We start from the raw sequence: 16,501 nt of genomic DNA on the forward strand, positions 1-16,501 counted from the left end.
GACCGGCGAGACCGCCCGACTCACTCGTTCTGGACGAGTTCGCCCGAGCAGTCGTACTCGATCAGCTCGATATCTCCTTCGGCCTCGACCGTCCCGTTGTAGGGGTCGGTTCGCTCGTACATCTGATAGACGGTGACGTTCTCGACGCCCGTTTCGTGGGTGCGGTTCCAGTCGTCACAGAGGTGGTTCGCGAGGTACGAACGGTGGTTTTCGTTGTCGGTCCAGGAGACGCTCGCGAGGTACTTTTTCCAGCGCGAGGTCGGATAGGTCGCGTCCACGTTCGAGGGCCGTCGCAAGTCGACCGCGGTGTCGTGTAGCACGTCCCGTTCGCTCCCGTTTTCGAGGGTGCCTGGGGCGACGAACCACCGGGTCGTGTGGGCGGGATCGGGCGCGAACATCGCCCAGTGCTGGTCCATCTCGACGGCCTCTAAGGCCTCGTCGCCTGGGTCGGGGACCTCGGCGTACCCGACCCCCTGCGCGCTCGAGAGGACGATCAACACGAGGAAGACGTACGGGAGGACCGTCGAGAAGACGACGCGTCCGGCGTCGCGGCTCACGGAGAGATTCCGGGTGTCGAGGCGGTCGCGGAGGCGGGTACGGCGTTCCGACCCCGCCGGTCCGGGGAGCGACGCACCGAGCGAGAGAGCGGCCCCCGCCCAGGACTCGAGACGGGCACGGTGACGCGAGAGCCGGCCGGTCGTAGACCACCCCAGGCGAGCGACGACGCGCTCGACGGCGTCCCAGACGGGCGTCTGGAAGAACGGGATGAAGCCGACGACGACCGCGATCGGGAAGATGTCGAGCCGCATCGTGGCCGCCATGCCGAGATGCATTCCGACGAACAGCGAGGCGAGCGCGGCGCGCGGAATCCCGGTGAGCAGGAGCAACAGCGGCGACGCGAACAGCAGTATCATCCACAACACGGTAGCGGCGCGCAACAGCCCGTGGAACTCGGTGAGGTGGTTCCCGAGCAGGAACGTGTACTGGTCGGCCTGCATGATGTACACGACCGCCTCGCCGCTCATCCAGAGGTCGCTCTCGTGTTTGTGAACGCCGTTCGTCACGTACATCGTCAACATCTGTAACAGGACCGCCATCGTGGCGACGGTCGCCACGGCGGGCCCGCTCGGACCAGGCGTCGCGCGGTCGGTGTCGCTCTCCCTCGCGGAAGCGGCGTCGGACGTCGTGCCAGTCCCTGTGTCTTGCCGTCTGACGGCGTCGACCGACCAGCGCGCGCCGATCGGCAGGAAGAGGCTCCAGAAGAGGAGCATGCGCAGCAGGTCATCGCCCGCGTTCAACACGAGCGGGTTTCGGGCGTGCAGCGAGAGCAGCAGCAGCCACGAGACGAGCGCCACGAGTCGCGTTCGATACCCGACGAGCAGCGCGAGGGCGAACGCGCCCGCGACGGCGAACAGCAGCGCCACCGCCCACGGCTCGCCGGCGAGCGCGTGCAGCGAGTGGCTCGTCGAATAGTCCGAGAAGAACGCCTGACGCGGGAGCACGCCGTCGTCGGTGTAGAAGGCGGTCAGCGAGCGCGAGCGCCGCGCGAGGTCGGCGAGCAACAGCGCCCCGAGCCCGATGCGGAAGGCCGCCAGCGCCCGCAGGTCGACCGCGACCCGCGCGGCGAACGCGGCAGAAAGGCGGTCGAGAGCGTCCGAAACGTGCGTCCGTGCGTGATTGGTGGAGGAGCCTTGAGCCATGATGTCGTGAGGTGCCGTTCGGCGGCATTCAATTCTCAGTCGGCATAAACTTCGTGTACACTGAGACGTTCGTTTGACCGTCGTCGGGTGACCGTCGACCGGGGCGGCCGAGGCCCGAGATCGCTTCGACCGGAACCGTGAACTGAGGCGGGTCCGTACGCCCGACAAGCGATGTCCACGGAGATCTCGGACGACGGCCCGGTTATCCTCTTCGACGGCGTCTGCAATCTCTGTAGCGGGTTCGTGCAGTTCGTCCTCCCCCGCGACACCGAGGAGAAGTACCGCTTCGCCTCCCTCCAGTCCGACGTCGGGAAAGAGCTGCTGGCCGAACACGACCTGCCGAGCGACGAGCTCGAGTCGGTCGTCCTGATCGAGGACGGCGAGAGCTACGTGAAGTCGTCAGCGATCATCCAGATCGCGACGGGGCTGGGCGGCTTCTACCGGCTCCTCTCGCCGTTCCGGTACGTTCCCCGGTCGATCCGCGACCGGATCTACGACTTCGTCGCCGACCACCGATACCGGTGGTTCGGCAAGAAAGATCAGTGCATGATGCCCTCCGGAGACGTCCAGTCGCGGTTCTTGGAGTGAACGGGATGGCCTAGTTGGCCGACCGTCGGTCGACTGTGGGCGATTTCCATCGTCTACGGTCCGCGACAGCGTGGGGAGTTCAGCGGTGACGGCCCTAGTCGTCGGCGCCGTCCGCCGCCGTGCGAGCGTTCTCTGCGATCGGCTCGCTCTCCCAGTACCGGTGGTCCTCGTCGGCGCGGAAACACGCCGCGGACCGGCCGTCGCCGACGTCGTACGCCGGCGGCGCCGACTCGCGGCAGGCCGTCCGCGCCTCCGGACACCGCGTGTGGAACCGACAGCCCGCGGGGGGGTTCCGGGGCGACGGCACGTCCCCGCGGAGCGTCGCGAACTCCCCCTCCCGGCCTTCGGTCGTCACGCGCGGGACGCTCGACAGCAGCGCCCGCGTGTACGGGTGCGCCGGGTTCGCGAAGATCTCCTCGACGGGGCCGACCTCGACGATCTCGCCGAGGTACATGACGGCGACGCGGTCGCAGATGTGCCGCACGACGCCGAGGTTGTGCGCGATGAAGAGGTAGGTGAGCCCGAACTCCTCCTGGAGGTCGTCGAGCAGGTTGAGGATCTGCGCCTGGACGCTCACGTCGAGCGCCGACACCGGCTCGTCGAGCACGATGAACTCGGGGTCGACCGCGAGCGCCCGAGCTATCCCGATGCGCTGGCGCTGTCCGCCGGAGAACTCGTGGGGGTACCGGTCGATCTGGTCGGCCGACAGCCCCACGCGTTCGAGCAGGTCGCGGGCGGTCTCGCGCCGCTCGGCCCGGTCCGCGACGTCGTGGATCCGGAGCCCCTCGGTGATGATGTCGCCGGCGGTCATGCGCGGGTCGAGACTGGAGAACGGGTCCTGAAACACGATCTGCGCGCGCCGCCGGAACGCCGTCAGCTCGGCGTCGTCCATCGCGAGGACGTCCGCTCCGTCGAAGGTGATCCACCCCTCGGTGGCCTCGCGCAGCCGGAGCACCGTCTCGCCGGTGGTCGACTTCCCGCAGCCGGACTCGCCGACGATCCCGAGTGTCTCGCCCTCGGCGACCTCGAAGGAGACGCCGTCGACCGCCTTCACGCTCTCCGACTCCTCGCCCAGCAGTCGGTCGAGGACCGACTGGTCGTCGGCGTAGTACTTCTTGAGCCCCTCGACGGAGAGGAGGGGGTCGGCGCCCGCGTCGACGCCGTCGTCGCCGTTCATTCGGCGTCACCCCCGAAGTAGTCGTCCGGAAGCGCCTCGGCCGGATCGTAGGGGCGCTCCGCCAGGACGCACTTCGCCCCGTGTTCGGGGTCTGCGTCCACGGCGACCTCGGGCGGCTTCTCCAGACACGATTCCATCGCCTTCGGACACCGGTCCGCGAAGTAACACCGGTCGTCCATCTCGGCGTCGACCAGTCCGGGGACGTTCCCCGCGATCGGCTGGAGCCTCGGGCGCGGGTTCTCCAGGTCCGGGACCGAGCCCAACAGCCCCTCGGTGTACGGGTGGACGGGATCGTCGAACACCGCGTCGAGCGTCCCGCGCTCGACGACCTCGCCGGCGTACATCACGCACACGCGGTCGCACATCTCCGCGATGACGCCGAGGTCGTGCGTGATGAGGACGATGCTCATCCCGCGTTCCGCCTGGATCTCCCGCAGGAGGTTGAGGATCTGCGCCTGGATGGTGACGTCGAGCGCGGTCGTCGGCTCGTCGGCGATCAGCACGTCGGGCTCGCCGGCCAGCGCCTGCGCGATCATCGCGCGCTGGAGCATGCCGCCGGAGAACTGTCCGGGGTACTCGTCGACCCGCTCTTCGGGGTCCGGGATCCCGACCTGTTCGAGCAGCTCGATCGCCCGCTCGGTGCTCGCCTCGCTCGTGTACCCGCGACCGGGGAGGATCCCGTCGAGGAGGAACTGACCGAGCCCGTACCCCTGCGTCCGCGAGCGCGTCGAGCGCGGGTTCGCCCGCGCGCGCCGCTGGACCTCGACCGCCTCGGCGATCTGCTCGCCCACGGTGATCGAGGGGTTGAAGCTGCTCATCGGGTCCTGGAAGATGGTGCTGAACGACGGGCCCCGCAGCGAACGGCGGACCCGCGGCGGGACGGTCCGGAGGTCGACGTGGTCGCCGTCGACGGCCACCAAGTCGTTCGACCGGAACTCCTCGGCGAGGTCGGGGTTCCGGTACCAGACCTCGCCGTCGGTGACCCGACCGGGCGACTCGACGAGGTCGATGAGCGACAGCGCGGTCACCGACTTGCCGGAGCCCGACTCGCCGACGATCCCTAGGATCTCGTTGTCCCGGAGGTCGAAGGAGACGGACTCGACCGCGTTGATCTGTCCCTCCTCGGTGAAGAACCGGGTCGAGAGGTTCGAGACGGAGAGCACGTCGTCTGCCGTGAGCGCGGTGTCGGCGCGGAGGCGCTGGCTCATGCCGCACCCCCTTCACCCTCGATGCCCGGATCGAGCGAGTCGCGCAGCCAGTCGCCGAGCAGGTTGATGCCGATCACCGAGAGCATGATCGCGAACCCGGGGAGCGACGAGATCCACCACTGCCCCGAGGAGACGTAGTCGCGTCCCTGCGCGATGTCGAAGCCCCACGAGAGCGTCGTCCCGGAGAAGCCGAGGAACGACAGCGAGCTCTCCAGCAGGATGATCGCCGCCACCTGCACCGTCGCGAGGACGATGATGGGCGTGATCGCGTTCGGGAGGACGTGGTGCCAGATGATCGAGGTGTCGCCGGCGCCGAGCGCCCGCGACGCCTTCACGTACTCCTGACCGCGCAGGGAGAGCGCCTCCCCGCGGGCGACGCGCGCGAACCACACCCAGTTCACCAGCCCGACGACGATCACCACGGTTATCGGTAACACGAAGCTCTCCGGCATCCCCGGCGCGAGGCCGAGGGCGACGAAGGGGTCGGGAACGTCGATCGCGGCGCGCCCCCACAGCCCGATCAGCGCGACCGCCAACACGAGCGACGGGAACGCGAGGCTGACGTCCGCGACGCGCATGAGAGCGTCGTCGACCCGGCCGCCGTGGTACCCGGCGAACAGCCCGACCGGAACCCCGACGACGCCGGCCAGGAGCGTCCCGAGCACGCCGACGACGAGCGACGTCCGGGCGCCGTAGACGATCCGCGAGAACATGTCTCGCCCGAGGCTGTCGGTGCCGAGCGGATGCGCCGCGTCGGCGGAGATCTCGACCGTCTCCGTCACGGTCTCGATCTCGCCGTCGACCATCTCCGAGGTGGTCCGCTCGCTGGTTTCCGTGAACCCGAGGGGGGGAAGCTCGCTCTCGTCGAGCCCCTGCTCGGTCGGGTCGTGTGGCGCGATGAAGGGCGCGAACGTCGCGGTCAGCAGCACGCCGACCACGAGCACCAGCCCGATCTTCGCGAGCGCGCTGTTCCTGAACTCCGACTTGAGATTGCGAATGACACGTGTAGAAACCATCACTCGTTCACCACTTGGGGGTCGAGGTACGCGTACACCGCGTCGACGAGGACGTTCACGACCACGAAGCTGGTACCGATGACGATGAGACTGCCCTGGAGCACGGCCCAGTCACGGCGGTTGATGCTGTCGATGACGAGCGTGCCGAGTCCCGGCCACGAGAACACCGCCTCGGTGATCACCGCTCCGCCGATCAGCGTCCCGAGCTGGAGGCCGAGCACCGTGATCACCGGGATGAGCGTGTTCCTGAGCGCGTGTTTGTACCGGACGAGCGTCTGCGGGAGCCCCTTGGCGCGGGCGGCCTGCACGTACCCCTTACCGAGCTCGTCGAGCATCCCCGAGCGAGTCAGCCGCGTGATGAGCGCCATGAAGTACGTCCCCAGGGCGATGGCGGGGAGCGTGATGTACGCGAGCCACGCGAGCAGCGTCCCGAGGAAGGGCTCGGAGCCGACGAGCGACAGCGCCACGTCGCCGGCGTCGACGCCGCGGCCGCTGGTGTTGAACACGTCGAACTCCACCGCGAACACCAGGATGAGCATGATTCCGAGCCAGAAGTTCGGCGTGCTGATCCCGCCGAGCGAGAACAGGGTCGCGCCGTAGTCGACGGGCTGGTTGCGGCGGGTCGCGCTCAACACGCCGAGCGGGATCGACAGCGCGATCGCCACGACGCTCGCCGCGAGCGCCAGCTCCACGGTCGCCGGGAGCCGGGCGAACACGAGGCCGGCCACCTCCTGCCCGCGGATGTACGAGTACCCCATGTCGCCGCGCAACAGCTCGAAGAGGTACTGGACGTACTGGACGTACAGCGGCTGGTCGAGCCCGAGCTCGGCCGCGATCGCCGCTCTGGTCTCCGGGCTCGCGTCGAGGGGTGCGACCGCGTTGATCGCGCTCCCGGGGGTGACGAACCGGAGCGCGAACACGACGGTGACGACACCCCAGACGACGCCGACTCCCTGGAGGCTCCGCTTGAGTACGAATCTACCGAATGACATTTATTGGTGTGTGGCGGTCGTCTCGGCTTACTCTCTCGTGGCCGTGTCGGGGTCGATGAACTCGTCGCTCCGCGGCTCCCACGAGATGTCGCTCGAGACGCCGTACACGCTGAACTGCTGGTGGAGGAACACCCACGGGGCGAGGTCGTGGGCCAGCTGGTTCGCCTCCTGGAGGATCTCGACGCGCTCGTCGGGGTCCTCGGCGGCCTCCGCGTCGGCGAGGAGCTCGTCGAGTTCCTCGTTTTCGAGGACGGTGAGCGCGCCGTCCGAGGAGAGCAGCGGGGTGAGCGTCTGGCTCCCGTCGAACTCGCCGTTCCCCCACCCGAGCAGGTTGAAGTGCGGCTTGTCCTCGATGTCCCCGGTCGTGATGTCCTGGACGAGCGAGGAGAACTCACGCTGTTCCAGCTCACAGGAGACGTTCGACAGGGAGTCGATCTGGTCCGCCGCCGCCTGCGCGATCTCGACGTCGCCGAGGTAGCGCCCGATCGGCGTCTCCAGGGTGATCTCGACGTCGGCGTGGCCGGACTCCTCGACCAGCCGCTCGGCCTCCTCGGGGTCGTACTCGTACGGCTCGATGTCGGAGTTGTACCCGACGTGCTCTTCGAGGGTCGGCTGGGCGGTGATCGTGCCGAACCCGTTGAGGACGTTCTCGATGATGCTCTCGACGTCGACGGCGTGGTTCATCGCCTGTCGGAACTCCCGGCTGGAGAACGGCTCGACGTCGTAGCGCATCTGCAGGAAGATGATCCGGGCGCTCGGGACGGAGTTGATCCCGGCGACGTCGGAGTCCTCGACGCGGGAGACCTCCTGTGGCGGCACGTTCGTCACGATGTCCGTCTCCTCCGCGAGCAGGCGGTTGACCCGCGTGCTCGACTCGCTCGAAGCCTCCATCGTGAGCTCGTCGACGGGGTTGTCGTCGCCCCAGTAGTCGTCGTAGGGCTCGTAGACGACCCGGTTACCCGAGTCGTACTCCGTGACGACGAACGGACCGGTGCCGTTGGTGTTCCGGTTGATGTAGTCGCTGTCGTTCTCCTCGACCCACGACTGCTGCATGATCGGCCCGTTCGTCGCGAACAGCTGGAACGCGATCGGGTTGAACGAGGTGAAGTCGACGACGACCTCGCCGTCTTCGGGCGTGACCTCGTCGATGTTGCCGAGGTCGTTCGACTGCGGGCTGGCGATCCCGACGTCCTCGTCGACGATCCGCCGGATGCTGTACGCCACGTCATCGGCCGTCAGGTCGTCGCCGTTGTGGAAGGTGACGTCCTCTCTGAGCACGAACCGGACGTTGCCGTCCTCGGTGCGCTCCCAGTCGGTGGCGAGCCCCTCGATGATGCCGCCCTCCTTGTCGCGGTCGAGGAGTCCCTCGTACACCTGCCCGACGATGATCTCCGTGTTCGTCTCCGCGTGGTCCTGCGGGTCGAGCCCGGAGTCCATCTGCCCCATGGTGACGCCGATCTCGAAGGCGTCGTCGCCGCCGTCGGAACCGTCGGAGCCGTCGTCACCGTCAGAGCCGTCGTCGCCGTCTCCGCCGTCGTCGCCGTCTCCGCCGTCCCCGCCGTTTCCGGAACAGCCAGCGAGACCGATCGCGGCCGCGGTTCCGGCGTACGTGAGCACGCTCCGCCTGTCGATCTGATCACCGTTATCAGGACACATAGACTACGACAGAGGGGGGAAGGTTATGAACTTACCGACAGGGGCACCGTTGTTGACCGTCGAGTCTCACGATCTCCTGTCACGGCGTCTGGACAAGTATTTACGAGGCGACCGGGTTCACCCGGACATGCGACGGATCGATCCGGGCGAGCGCTGGGGCGACGTGGTCGCCGACAGCGACGCGACGGCGGCGGAGTACCGCGAGCGGGGCTGGACCGCGATCGCCGTCCACCCCGGCGACGTGAACCCGGTCGCCGACGCGGCGCGGATCGACGCGCTGCTGCCGGGGTCCGAGTTCGACGAGGCGAACGAGACCGTCGACGGCGCCGCGGTCGACGCCGTCAGGGTGTACGCCGCCGCGGCGGACGGAGTCGAGTATCGGCTCGTCGTCGCGGAGGACGGGGACGCGTCGGTCGCCGTCTGCGTGCCGACGTACCTCGGCGCCGCCGAGTTCGACGCGCTCCGGACCGCGGCAGGCGAGCGCGGGACGCTCACGCTTCGGCTCCGACCGCTCGACGACCGGGACGTCGTCGAGTTCGAGGTGACCGATCCCGACGTCTTCTTCGACGGGGCGTGAGACGGACGCGAGCGCCGCCGGCTCGATCCGGATCGCCGCCGACTCGACCCGACTCGTCGCTCGCGACCGTGTGACGCACACTCATGTGTATCCGATCAGAGAAACACTTCGACATGTTCATAATTGTGCGATCACGATCATCGTCATGAACCGAGCAGAGAAGGCGGCCCTCCAGCTGCAGGCGGTCGCCGTGTTGCGAATGTTGAAGCAGACGCGAACGTACGAGGAGCTGTCGGACGTGACGGGGCTTCCCGCGGGCGACCTGAACCGGTACGTGAACGGGCACGTCCTCCCCGGGGTCGACCGCGCGAGCGAGGTCGTCGAGGCGGTCGGGCGCGACGCGCTCGCCGACGAGCTGGTCGCCCGCGTCGAGTTCGACGACGAGGGGTACGTCGACAACTCCGGCGTCGTCTTCGACCAGTCGTTCCTCGACCTGGTGGCGCCCGTCGCCGCCGAGACGTTCGGGTTCGAGTCGCCGGACGTCGTCCTCACCGCCGCCACCGACGGGATCACCCTCGGCGCGGCGATGGCGTCCTTCTTCGACGCCCGGGTCGCGTACGCCAAGAAGTCGAAGGAGACGGCCGTCGAGGAGTTCATCGAGTCGCGCCAGCGGCTCGCCTCCGGGATCGAGCTCACCTACTACCTCCCCGCCAGCGCGATCGACGCCGGCGACACGGTCCTCGTCGTCGACGACCTGATCCGGTCCGGCGAGACCCAGGAGCTCCTCTTGGACATCGCCCTGCAGGCCGACGCCGACATCACCGGCGTGTTCACGCTCATCGCCGTCGGCGACGAGGGGATGGAGCGCGCGCGAGCGATCACGGACGCGCCGGTCGGCGCGCTGACGACGTTCGAGTAGGCGCGTCCGTACCGAGTGTAGACACGTTCGCGCATTTTCCTCGGCGGATTGACCGCTGGGCCGGTGTAAATACACACGTTCCTGTATATCGCGCGCATTCGTTCAGCAATGCTTATCACCCGATCCTGAGGTATCCACACCTGTTCAATGGGGCTTACAGACACGCTGGCCGCCCGGTTCGACGTGGAGGCGCACGACTCCGACGTCCGTACGGAACTGATCGCGGGGCTCACCACCTTCCTCGCGATGTCGTACATCATCGTCGTGAACCCCGCGATCCTCGCGGAGGCGATCCAGATAGAGGGGTACGGACAGGGCGAGGTGTTCCAGATGATCGCCATCGCGACGATCCTCTCGGCGGCGCTCGCGACGCTGGTGATGGCCCTCTACGCGAACCGACCGTTCGGGCTGGCACCGGGGCTCGGGCTCAACGCCTTCTTCGCGTACACGGTCGTGTTGGGGCTCGGGGTCCCGTGGCAGACGGCGCTCGCGGCGGTGTTCGTCGAAGGGGTCCTGTTCATGCTGCTCACCGCCGTCGGCGCCCGCGAGTACGTCATCCAGCTGTTCCCCGAGCCGGTGAAGCGCTCAGTCGGGGCCGGTATCGGGCTGTTCCTGCTGTTCATCGGCTTCCAGGAGCTCCAGCTCGTCGTCCCCGACGACGCGACGCTGGTCACGCTCGGCGGGATCTTCGGGAACCCCTGGGCGATCCTGGGACTGCTCGGGCTCGCGTTCACCTTCGGGCTCTGGGCGCGCGGGATCACGGGCTCGATCGTGATCGGGATCGTGGCGACCTCCCTCGTCGGCTGGGGGCTCACGCTCGCCGGCGTCTTCGAGCGCGGCGCGATCACCCCGGAGACGCTCCCGAGCGCACAGTACGACATCTCGCCGCTCGCGGGCGCGTTCGTCGACGGGATCGGACAGATCGACCCGCTCACGTTCGTCCTGGTCGTGTTCACGTTCTTCTTCGTCGACTTCTTCGACACGGCCGGGACGCTCATCGGCGTCTCGCAGTTCGGCGACTTCCTCGACGAGGACGGCGACCTCCCCGACATGGACAGGCCGCTGATGGCCGACGCGGTGGGGACGACCGCCGGCGCGGTGCTGGGCACCTCCACCGTGACCACGTACATCGAGTCGGCCACGGGGGTCGAGGAGGGCGGTCGCACGGGGCTGACGGCGCTGGTCGTCGCGCTGCTCTTCGTCGCCTCGCTCGTGGTGATCCCGGTCGTCGCCGCGATCCCGGAGTACGCCTCCTTCATCGCGCTCATCGTCGTCGGCGTGATGATGCTGCAGGGGCTCGTCGAGGTCGACTGGAACGACCCCGCGTGGGCGGTCTCCGCGGGGCTCACCGTCACCGTGATGCCGTTCGCCTACTCCATCGCCGACGGGCTTGCCGCCGGTATCATCGCCTACCCGCTCATCAAGGTCGCGGTCGGCGAGTACGACGAGGTCTCGGTCGGTCAGTACGTCATCGCGGCGCTGCTCGCGGCCTACTACGTGCTGCAGACGCGCGGCGTCATTCTGTAGCTGTACTGTAGACCGAGGCGCCGCCCGTGCGCGGGGCGCGCACCGTCCACCGTACTTCTTTACGCGTCTACGCCCTAGTCGGGGTGATGACAGACCTGACGCTCTACGAACTGGAGGGCTGCCCGTACTGCGCGAAGGTGAAGACGAAGCTGGAGGAGCTCGATATCGAGTACGACTCGGTGATGGTGCCGCGCTCGCACGGCGAGCGCACCGAGGTCGAGGAGGTCAGCGGGCAGACCGGCGTGCCCGTCCTCGTCGACGAGGCCAACGGAGTCGAGGGGATGTCCGAGAGCGACGACATCGTCGCGTACCTCGAGGAGACGTACGGGAAGGCGAGCTGACCCGACGGCGACTCCCGACCGCGGCCCCGATCGCGAGCCTATTTATCCGACGGACCCCACGTGGCCAGCGTGCGACTCGTCCACCGCCCGGCCTCGTCCGGCGATCGAGAGCGACGGCTCCTCGCCGGCGACGTCGACGTCGCCCGGTCGACGCTCGAGCAGGGACGGGGCCTGATGTTCCGGCGCTCGGTGCCCGACGGCTACGCGCTCGTGTTCCCGTTCGACGAGACGGACACGCAGTGGCTCCACATGCTGTTCGTCCCGTTCGCGATCGACGCGCTGTGGCTCGTCGACGGCGAGGTGACGGAGCGGAAGCGGCTCGCCCCGTTCGTCGGACTGGGACGGGCCGAGGCCGACACCGTCGTCGAACTGCCCGCGGGCGCCGCCGACGGTGTCGCCGTCGGCGACGAGGTCCGGCTCGTCGAGTGACCGGATCGAGGGTCCGAGACGGCCCGGCCGTCACTCCCCGTCCGCCGTGCGGAGCTCGATCTCGATCCGCGTGCCGCCGGCCTTGCTCTCGCCGATGTCGAAGCCGCCGCCGGCGGCGGTGACGATCCAGTTGACGTACCAGAGCCCGAGCCCGCTGGCGTGCTCCAGCGGCGTCTCCTCGCCGGTGAGCACGGCGCGCTCTGCCGGCGGAATCCCCTGGCCGTCGTCGGCGATCACCAGCGAGGTCCACGACTCGCTCGGGAGCTCGGCGGCCGTGACGCTCACGGCGGGGCGATCCGCGTCGTTGTGGCGGATCGCGTTGTCGACGAGCTCCGCGATCGCCTCGGCGAGGTAGCCGATCGCCGACACCGTGATCCCGTCGGGGACGTCGACCTCGACGTCGGCGCGCTCGCGGAGCTCCGGCGGAAGCGACGCGAGGGCCTCCCCGACCGCGCCCGCGAGGTCCGTGGGTCGGGGCGTCGGCCGATCGGCGAGCAGCCGCTCGACCCGGCGCGAGGTCTCGCCGACGCGCAGCAGCCGCTCGGCGGTGTCGACGACGCGCTCCAGCTCGGCGACGACCGCCGGGTCCTCGACCTCGGCGGCCGCCCGTTCCGTGAACCCGGTGACGACGTTGAGGTCGTTCCGGAAGTTGTGGCGGAGCACCCGAGTCAACACGGCGAGCCGCTCCTCGCGGAGCGACGCGTCGGTGACGTCCTCGCCGACCCCGACCGCGCCGACGACCTCGTCGCCGTCGGTGACCGGGCCGAGCGAGAGCCGGTACGGGACGCGCTCGCCCGAGCGGGTGAGCAGCGTCGCCTCGCACTCGGCGCCCGTTCCGCGCCGGTAGACGGAGCGGAGCGTCTCGGCGACGGCGTCGCGGCTCTCCTCGTCGAACAGCGACGTCAGGGCGGTCTCGGACAGCTCCTCGTCGCCGTATCCGGTGTCCGCGGTCAGTCGGTCGTTCCAGCGGGAGAGCGTCCCGCCGGCGGTGCACTGAAACAGCGCGGCGGGGATCGTCGCGGCGATAGCGTCGACGACGCGCAGCTGCGACCGCAACCCCTCCTCGGCGGTGACCCGATCGGTGACGTCGGTCAGTCCGGCGATCAGCCACGTTCGCTCGGCGATCGTCGTCTCGTGACACGCGAGCTCGAGCCGGCGCCTCGGGGCGGCCCCGACGCTCCACTCGACGCGGGCGACGCCGTCGGCGTCGCTCGCGGCGTCGACGGCCGCGTCGATCGGGTCGCCGCCGCCGGCCGCGTCGATCGGATCGCCGTCGACCGTCGCCACTCCCTCGCCGAGGTCGGAGAGCCCCATCAGGGTCAGCGTACCGCGGTCGCGGCCGAGGAGGTCGGCCGCCGGAGCGTTGGCCGCGCGGATCGCGTGCGTCTCCGGGTCGCACGCGAGCGTCGGCGTCGGAATCGCGTCGACGAACGAGTGGAGGACGCGCGGGACCGCGTCGCCCGCCGCCGCGCTCTGCGGCGTCTCCTCGACCGAGCCGTCCTCGGTTCCGGTCGCGGGACCACCGTTACCGTCCCGGCCCTCGCCGCGGTCGCGATCCATACGTGAACAGAGTGATTCGTCCCACGGTAATGTGTCTGTGGGTCGGCAGATCGGGAGACGTCGGGAATGCCCTCAGTCCGCCTTCGCCTGCCAGTCTCGGACGGTGTCGGCCCCGACGCCGTCGACGTCGGCGGCGAGGGCGTCCGGGTCCGCGGACTTGAGGTCGTCGACGCCGTCGACGCCGGCGTCCTGTAGCTTCGCGGCGGTCTTCTCGCCGATCCCCTCGACCGTCTGGAGCTCGGAGCCCTCCTGCCGGGCGGTGAACTCCCGGTAGTTGCAGATCGGACAGCCGAGCTCCCACGGCTCGTCGCCGGAGTGGACCCGGAGGTGCGGGAGGCCGTGCTCCTCGCAGGTCTCGTCGGTGACCTCGATCTCGCCGCGACGGGGGAGCGGCAGCGAGTAGTCGCAGTCGGGGTAGCGCGTACAGCCGACGAGCCGGGAGCCGGAGCGGAGCCGTTTGATGGCCAGCTCGCCCCCGTCGTCGGCGGTTTCACCGCCTCCGTCGCGCGGCGAAGCCGCGCCCTCCCCGCACTCGGGACAGCTACCGATCACCTCGTCCTCCTGGTCGTCGGCCTCGTCGGCCTTGCACTGCGGGCAGCCGTGGACGAACGTCTTCCGGCCCGCGAGCATCTTCACGTGCCGGAGGTCGTGCTCCTCGCAGGTCTCGTCGAGGATGAGCGGCTTCCCCGTGGAGGGGAGCGGGAGGGTGTGCTCGCAGTCGGGGTAGCCGTCGCAGCCGACGAAGTACGAGCCCTGTCGGGACTTCCGGACGAGGAGGTCCGCGCCGCACTCGGGGCAGGGGCCGAGCGTCTTGTCCGCCTTCAGCGACTTCTGGAGGTGGTCGCCGACCGCCTCGCGCGATTCGGTGAGGTCCTCGAACACGCGGTCGAGCAGCTCGCGTGACGCCTCGGTCACCTCGTCGTACCCCTTCTCGCCGGCCGCGATCGCCTGCATGTCCCGCTCCAGCTGGGCGGTCATCTCCTCGCTGACGATGTGTTCCGCGAACTCTTCGGCGGCCTCGACGACCGCCTCCGCGAGCCGGGTCGGCCGCGGCGGGTCGCTCTCGATGTAGTTGCGGTCGTACAGCTTCTCGAGGGTGCGGTGGCGGGTCGCCTTCGTGCCGACGCCGCGCTTCTCCATCTCCTCGATGAGCCGGGACTGGCCGTAGCGGCGGGGCGGCTGCGTCTCCTTCGCCTCGGTCCGCCGGTCGTCGAGCGCGAGCGTCTCGCCCACCTCGACGTCCGGGACGATCCGCTCGTCGCTGGAGCGGTACGGGTAGACGTCGTGGTAGCCGGCCTCCAGCAGGCGCTTCCCGTTCGCCTTCAGCCGGAGCCCGCCGTCGGCGGCGAGGTCTCCGGGACCGTCGGCCTCCTCCGGGTCGCGCAGGGCCGCGAGGCCGTCCGCGCGCTCGGCGACCGCGGTCGCCTCCCCGTTCGCGAGCGCGACGACGCGGAGCCGCTCCCACGTCGCGGGCTCGGCGCAGGTGGCGAGGAAGCGCCGGACGATCAGCTCGTACACCTCCCACTCGTCGTCCGAGAGGTCCGAGGCCGCGGGAAGCTCGCCGGTCGGGTGGATCGGCGGGTGGTCGGTCGTCTCCTCGTCGCCCTCGGTCGGCTCGATGTCGCGGTCCGTGTCCAGCAGGCGCTTCGCGTCGCTCCCGAACGTCGAGGCGGCCGACAGCTCCTCGATCAGCTCGCGCGGGTCGAGGTCGGCGGGGTACACCGTGTTGTCCGTCCGGGGGTAGGTGACGTAGCCGGCGGTGTACAGGTCCTCCGCGAGCGACATGGCGCGCTGTGCGGAGTAGCCGAGCGAGCCCGCCGCGCGGATGAACGCCGTGGTGTTGAACGGGGTCGGCGGCTCGTCGGTGCGGGTGCGGCGGCGCACGTCGTCGACGACGGCCTCGTCGGCCGCCGCAAGTGCCTCCGTGAGCACCTCGGCGACGTCGCCGTCCCAGACGCGTTCGGCCTCGTTGCCCTCGTCGTTCAGGTAGAAGTAGCGCGCCTCGAAGGGGTCGCCGCCCGACTTCGTCAGGCTCCCGTACAGCTCCCAGTACGCCTCGGGGTCGAACGCCTGGATCTCGCGCTCGCGGTCGACGATCAGCTTGAGGGTCGGCCCCTGCACCCGGCCGACGGAGATGAAGTCGTCGCCGAGCTGGCGGGCCGACAGGGAGAGGAAGCGGGTGAGCGCCGCACCCCACGTGAGGTCGATCACCTGGCGGGCCTCGCCGGCGGCCGCCAGATCGAAGTCGAGCTCGTCGGGGTTCGCGAACGCCTCCCGCACCTCGTTGTCGGTGATCGAGGAGAACCGGACGCGGTCGATCGGGGCGTCCTCGTTCACCTCGCGGACCAGCTCGTACGCCTCCTTGCCGATCAGCTCGCCCTCGCGGTCGTAGTCGGTCGCGATGACGACCCGGGAGGCGTTGCGCGCGAGCGTCCGCAGGGCCGCGACGATCCCCTCCTGGGTGGGCTGTTTGGTGACCGGGGCGTCGATGAGCTCCACCGGCTCGACGTCGCGCCAGTCGTTGTACTCCGCCGGGAAGTCGACGCCGACGACGTGGCCCGAGAGGCCGATACAGCGCTTGCCGCCCCACTTGTACACGTTGACGTCGTTCCGCCGCTCCGTCGTCGCGGACTCGCCGCTCAGGATGTCGGCGATGCGGCGCGCCGCGTTGTCCTTCTCCGTGATTATCAGTTCGGGGCCGCGACTCATTGCCCCGAGATAGGCCGCTCCCCCGTCTAAAGGTTTCGCGATGATGTTGAGATCGCCCGCACGCGCTGGAATGCGCGGGGATGCGCGGATGCGCGGGGATGACGCGTACGCTCGCGGCATCCGCGTCGATAGCGGTTGAACGGCGAGCGAGACAGCACTTTT

14 protein-coding genes are annotated in these 16,501 nt (G+C 69.3%); 6 read left to right on the plus strand and 8 right to left on the minus strand.

The features are described 5' to 3' along the window. Positions 1-20: 20 nt before the first annotated feature. Positions 21-1,700: an HTTM domain-containing protein gene (locus U4E84_RS07365; RefSeq protein ID WP_322531452.1), complete on the minus strand. Its 1,680-nt coding sequence runs from the start codon at positions 1,698-1,700 to the stop codon at positions 21-23. Between the two features lie 171 nt (positions 1,701-1,871). Between U4E84_RS07365 and U4E84_RS07370 the strand changes: the two genes are divergently transcribed. Continuing rightward, positions 1,872-2,288, plus strand: coding sequence for a thiol-disulfide oxidoreductase DCC family protein (locus U4E84_RS07370; protein ID WP_322531453.1), 417 nt, complete (start codon positions 1,872-1,874; stop codon positions 2,286-2,288). A 94-nt stretch (positions 2,289-2,382) separates the two neighbouring features. Here the strand turns inward: U4E84_RS07370 and U4E84_RS07375 are convergent, their stop codons facing one another. The 5 genes from U4E84_RS07375 to U4E84_RS07395 are packed head-to-tail and all read right to left on the minus strand — an operon-like array spanning position 2,383 to position 8,337. Then, positions 2,383-3,465, minus strand: coding sequence for an oligopeptide/dipeptide ABC transporter ATP-binding protein (locus U4E84_RS07375; RefSeq protein ID WP_322531454.1), 1,083 nt, complete (start codon positions 3,463-3,465; stop codon positions 2,383-2,385). Next, entirely contained in the window at positions 3,462-4,673 is a 1,212-nt protein-coding gene (locus tag U4E84_RS07380; RefSeq protein WP_322531455.1) for an ABC transporter ATP-binding protein, read from the minus strand. Before U4E84_RS07380 ends, U4E84_RS07375 begins: the two co-directional genes overlap by 4 nt. Further along, positions 4,670-5,689 (minus strand): ABC transporter permease, encoded by a 1,020-nt coding sequence (locus U4E84_RS07385; RefSeq protein WP_322531456.1) that lies wholly within the window; start codon positions 5,687-5,689, stop codon positions 4,670-4,672. The genes U4E84_RS07380 and U4E84_RS07385 overlap by 4 nt, the downstream gene beginning before the upstream one ends. Continuing rightward, positions 5,689-6,681 (minus strand): ABC transporter permease, encoded by a 993-nt coding sequence (locus U4E84_RS07390; protein ID WP_322531457.1) that lies wholly within the window; start codon positions 6,679-6,681, stop codon positions 5,689-5,691. The genes U4E84_RS07385 and U4E84_RS07390 overlap by 1 nt, the downstream gene beginning before the upstream one ends. Before the next feature lie 27 nt (positions 6,682-6,708). Continuing rightward, positions 6,709-8,337, minus strand: coding sequence for an ABC transporter substrate-binding protein (locus U4E84_RS07395; protein ID WP_322531458.1), 1,629 nt, complete (start codon positions 8,335-8,337; stop codon positions 6,709-6,711). Between the two features lie 127 nt (positions 8,338-8,464). On the opposite strand from U4E84_RS07395, the gene U4E84_RS07400 reads away from it, so the two are divergent. From U4E84_RS07400 to U4E84_RS07420, 5 genes are all read left to right on the plus strand, one after another. After that, positions 8,465-8,914, plus strand: coding sequence for a hypothetical protein (locus tag U4E84_RS07400; RefSeq protein ID WP_322531459.1), 450 nt, complete (start codon positions 8,465-8,467; stop codon positions 8,912-8,914). Between the two features lie 145 nt (positions 8,915-9,059). Beyond that, positions 9,060-9,773, plus strand: a complete 714-nt coding sequence (locus tag U4E84_RS07405; protein WP_322531460.1) for a phosphoribosyltransferase family protein — start codon at positions 9,060-9,062, stop codon at positions 9,771-9,773. Positions 9,774-9,920: 147 nt separating this feature from the next. Next, complete coding sequence (locus U4E84_RS07410; protein WP_322531461.1) at positions 9,921-11,300, plus strand: NCS2 family permease; 1,380 nt, start codon at positions 9,921-9,923, stop codon at positions 11,298-11,300. An 86-nt stretch (positions 11,301-11,386) separates the two neighbouring features. Further along, positions 11,387-11,641, plus strand: coding sequence for a glutathione S-transferase N-terminal domain-containing protein (locus tag U4E84_RS07415; RefSeq protein ID WP_322531462.1), 255 nt, complete (start codon positions 11,387-11,389; stop codon positions 11,639-11,641). Between the two features lie 60 nt (positions 11,642-11,701). After that, positions 11,702-12,070, plus strand: coding sequence for a DUF192 domain-containing protein (locus U4E84_RS07420; RefSeq protein WP_322531463.1), 369 nt, complete (start codon positions 11,702-11,704; stop codon positions 12,068-12,070). A gap of 30 nt (positions 12,071-12,100) precedes the next feature. On the opposite strand, the gene U4E84_RS07425 is transcribed toward U4E84_RS07420, so the two are convergent. After that, positions 12,101-13,630, minus strand: a complete 1,530-nt coding sequence (locus tag U4E84_RS07425) for a PAS domain-containing sensor histidine kinase (RefSeq protein ID WP_322531464.1) — start codon at positions 13,628-13,630, stop codon at positions 12,101-12,103. A gap of 72 nt (positions 13,631-13,702) precedes the next feature. Further along, complete coding sequence (locus U4E84_RS07430) at positions 13,703-16,339, minus strand: DNA topoisomerase (RefSeq protein WP_322531465.1); 2,637 nt, start codon at positions 16,337-16,339, stop codon at positions 13,703-13,705. Between the last annotated feature and the right edge of the window lie 162 nt (positions 16,340-16,501).

The sequence above is a fragment of the Halorubrum sp. AD140 genome, from assembly GCF_034497445.1.
Classification (GTDB): Archaea; Halobacteriota; Halobacteria; order Halobacteriales; family Haloferacaceae; genus Halorubrum.

What these genes read in the sequence shown, in the direction of transcription:
- U4E84_RS07385 (WP_322531456.1), bottom strand. Translation starts at nt 5,689, where the DNA reads ATGGTTTCTACACGTGTCATTCGCAATCTCAAGTCGGAGTTCAGGAAC.
- U4E84_RS07405 (WP_322531460.1), top strand. Translation starts at nt 9,060, where the DNA reads ATGAACCGAGCAGAGAAGGCGGCCCTCCAGCTGCAGGCGGTCGCCGTG.
- U4E84_RS07375 (WP_322531454.1), bottom strand. Translation starts at nt 3,465, where the DNA reads ATGAACGGCGACGACGGCGTCGACGCGGGCGCCGACCCCCTCCTCTCC.
- U4E84_RS07380 (WP_322531455.1), bottom strand. Translation starts at nt 4,673, where the DNA reads ATGAGCCAGCGCCTCCGCGCCGACACCGCGCTCACGGCAGACGACGTG.
- U4E84_RS07425 (WP_322531464.1), bottom strand. Translation starts at nt 13,630, where the DNA reads ATGGATCGCGACCGCGGCGAGGGCCGGGACGGTAACGGTGGTCCCGCG.
- U4E84_RS07415 (WP_322531462.1), top strand. Translation starts at nt 11,387, where the DNA reads ATGACAGACCTGACGCTCTACGAACTGGAGGGCTGCCCGTACTGCGCG.
- U4E84_RS07370 (WP_322531453.1), top strand. Translation starts at nt 1,872, where the DNA reads ATGTCCACGGAGATCTCGGACGACGGCCCGGTTATCCTCTTCGACGGC.
- U4E84_RS07430 (WP_322531465.1), bottom strand. Translation starts at nt 16,339, where the DNA reads ATGAGTCGCGGCCCCGAACTGATAATCACGGAGAAGGACAACGCGGCG.
- U4E84_RS07390 (WP_322531457.1), bottom strand. Translation starts at nt 6,681, where the DNA reads ATGTCATTCGGTAGATTCGTACTCAAGCGGAGCCTCCAGGGAGTCGGC.
- U4E84_RS07365 (WP_322531452.1), bottom strand. Translation starts at nt 1,700, where the DNA reads ATGGCTCAAGGCTCCTCCACCAATCACGCACGGACGCACGTTTCGGAC.
- U4E84_RS07400 (WP_322531459.1), top strand. Translation starts at nt 8,465, where the DNA reads ATGCGACGGATCGATCCGGGCGAGCGCTGGGGCGACGTGGTCGCCGAC.
- U4E84_RS07395 (WP_322531458.1), bottom strand. Translation starts at nt 8,337, where the DNA reads ATGTGTCCTGATAACGGTGATCAGATCGACAGGCGGAGCGTGCTCACG.
- U4E84_RS07410 (WP_322531461.1), top strand. Translation starts at nt 9,921, where the DNA reads ATGGGGCTTACAGACACGCTGGCCGCCCGGTTCGACGTGGAGGCGCAC.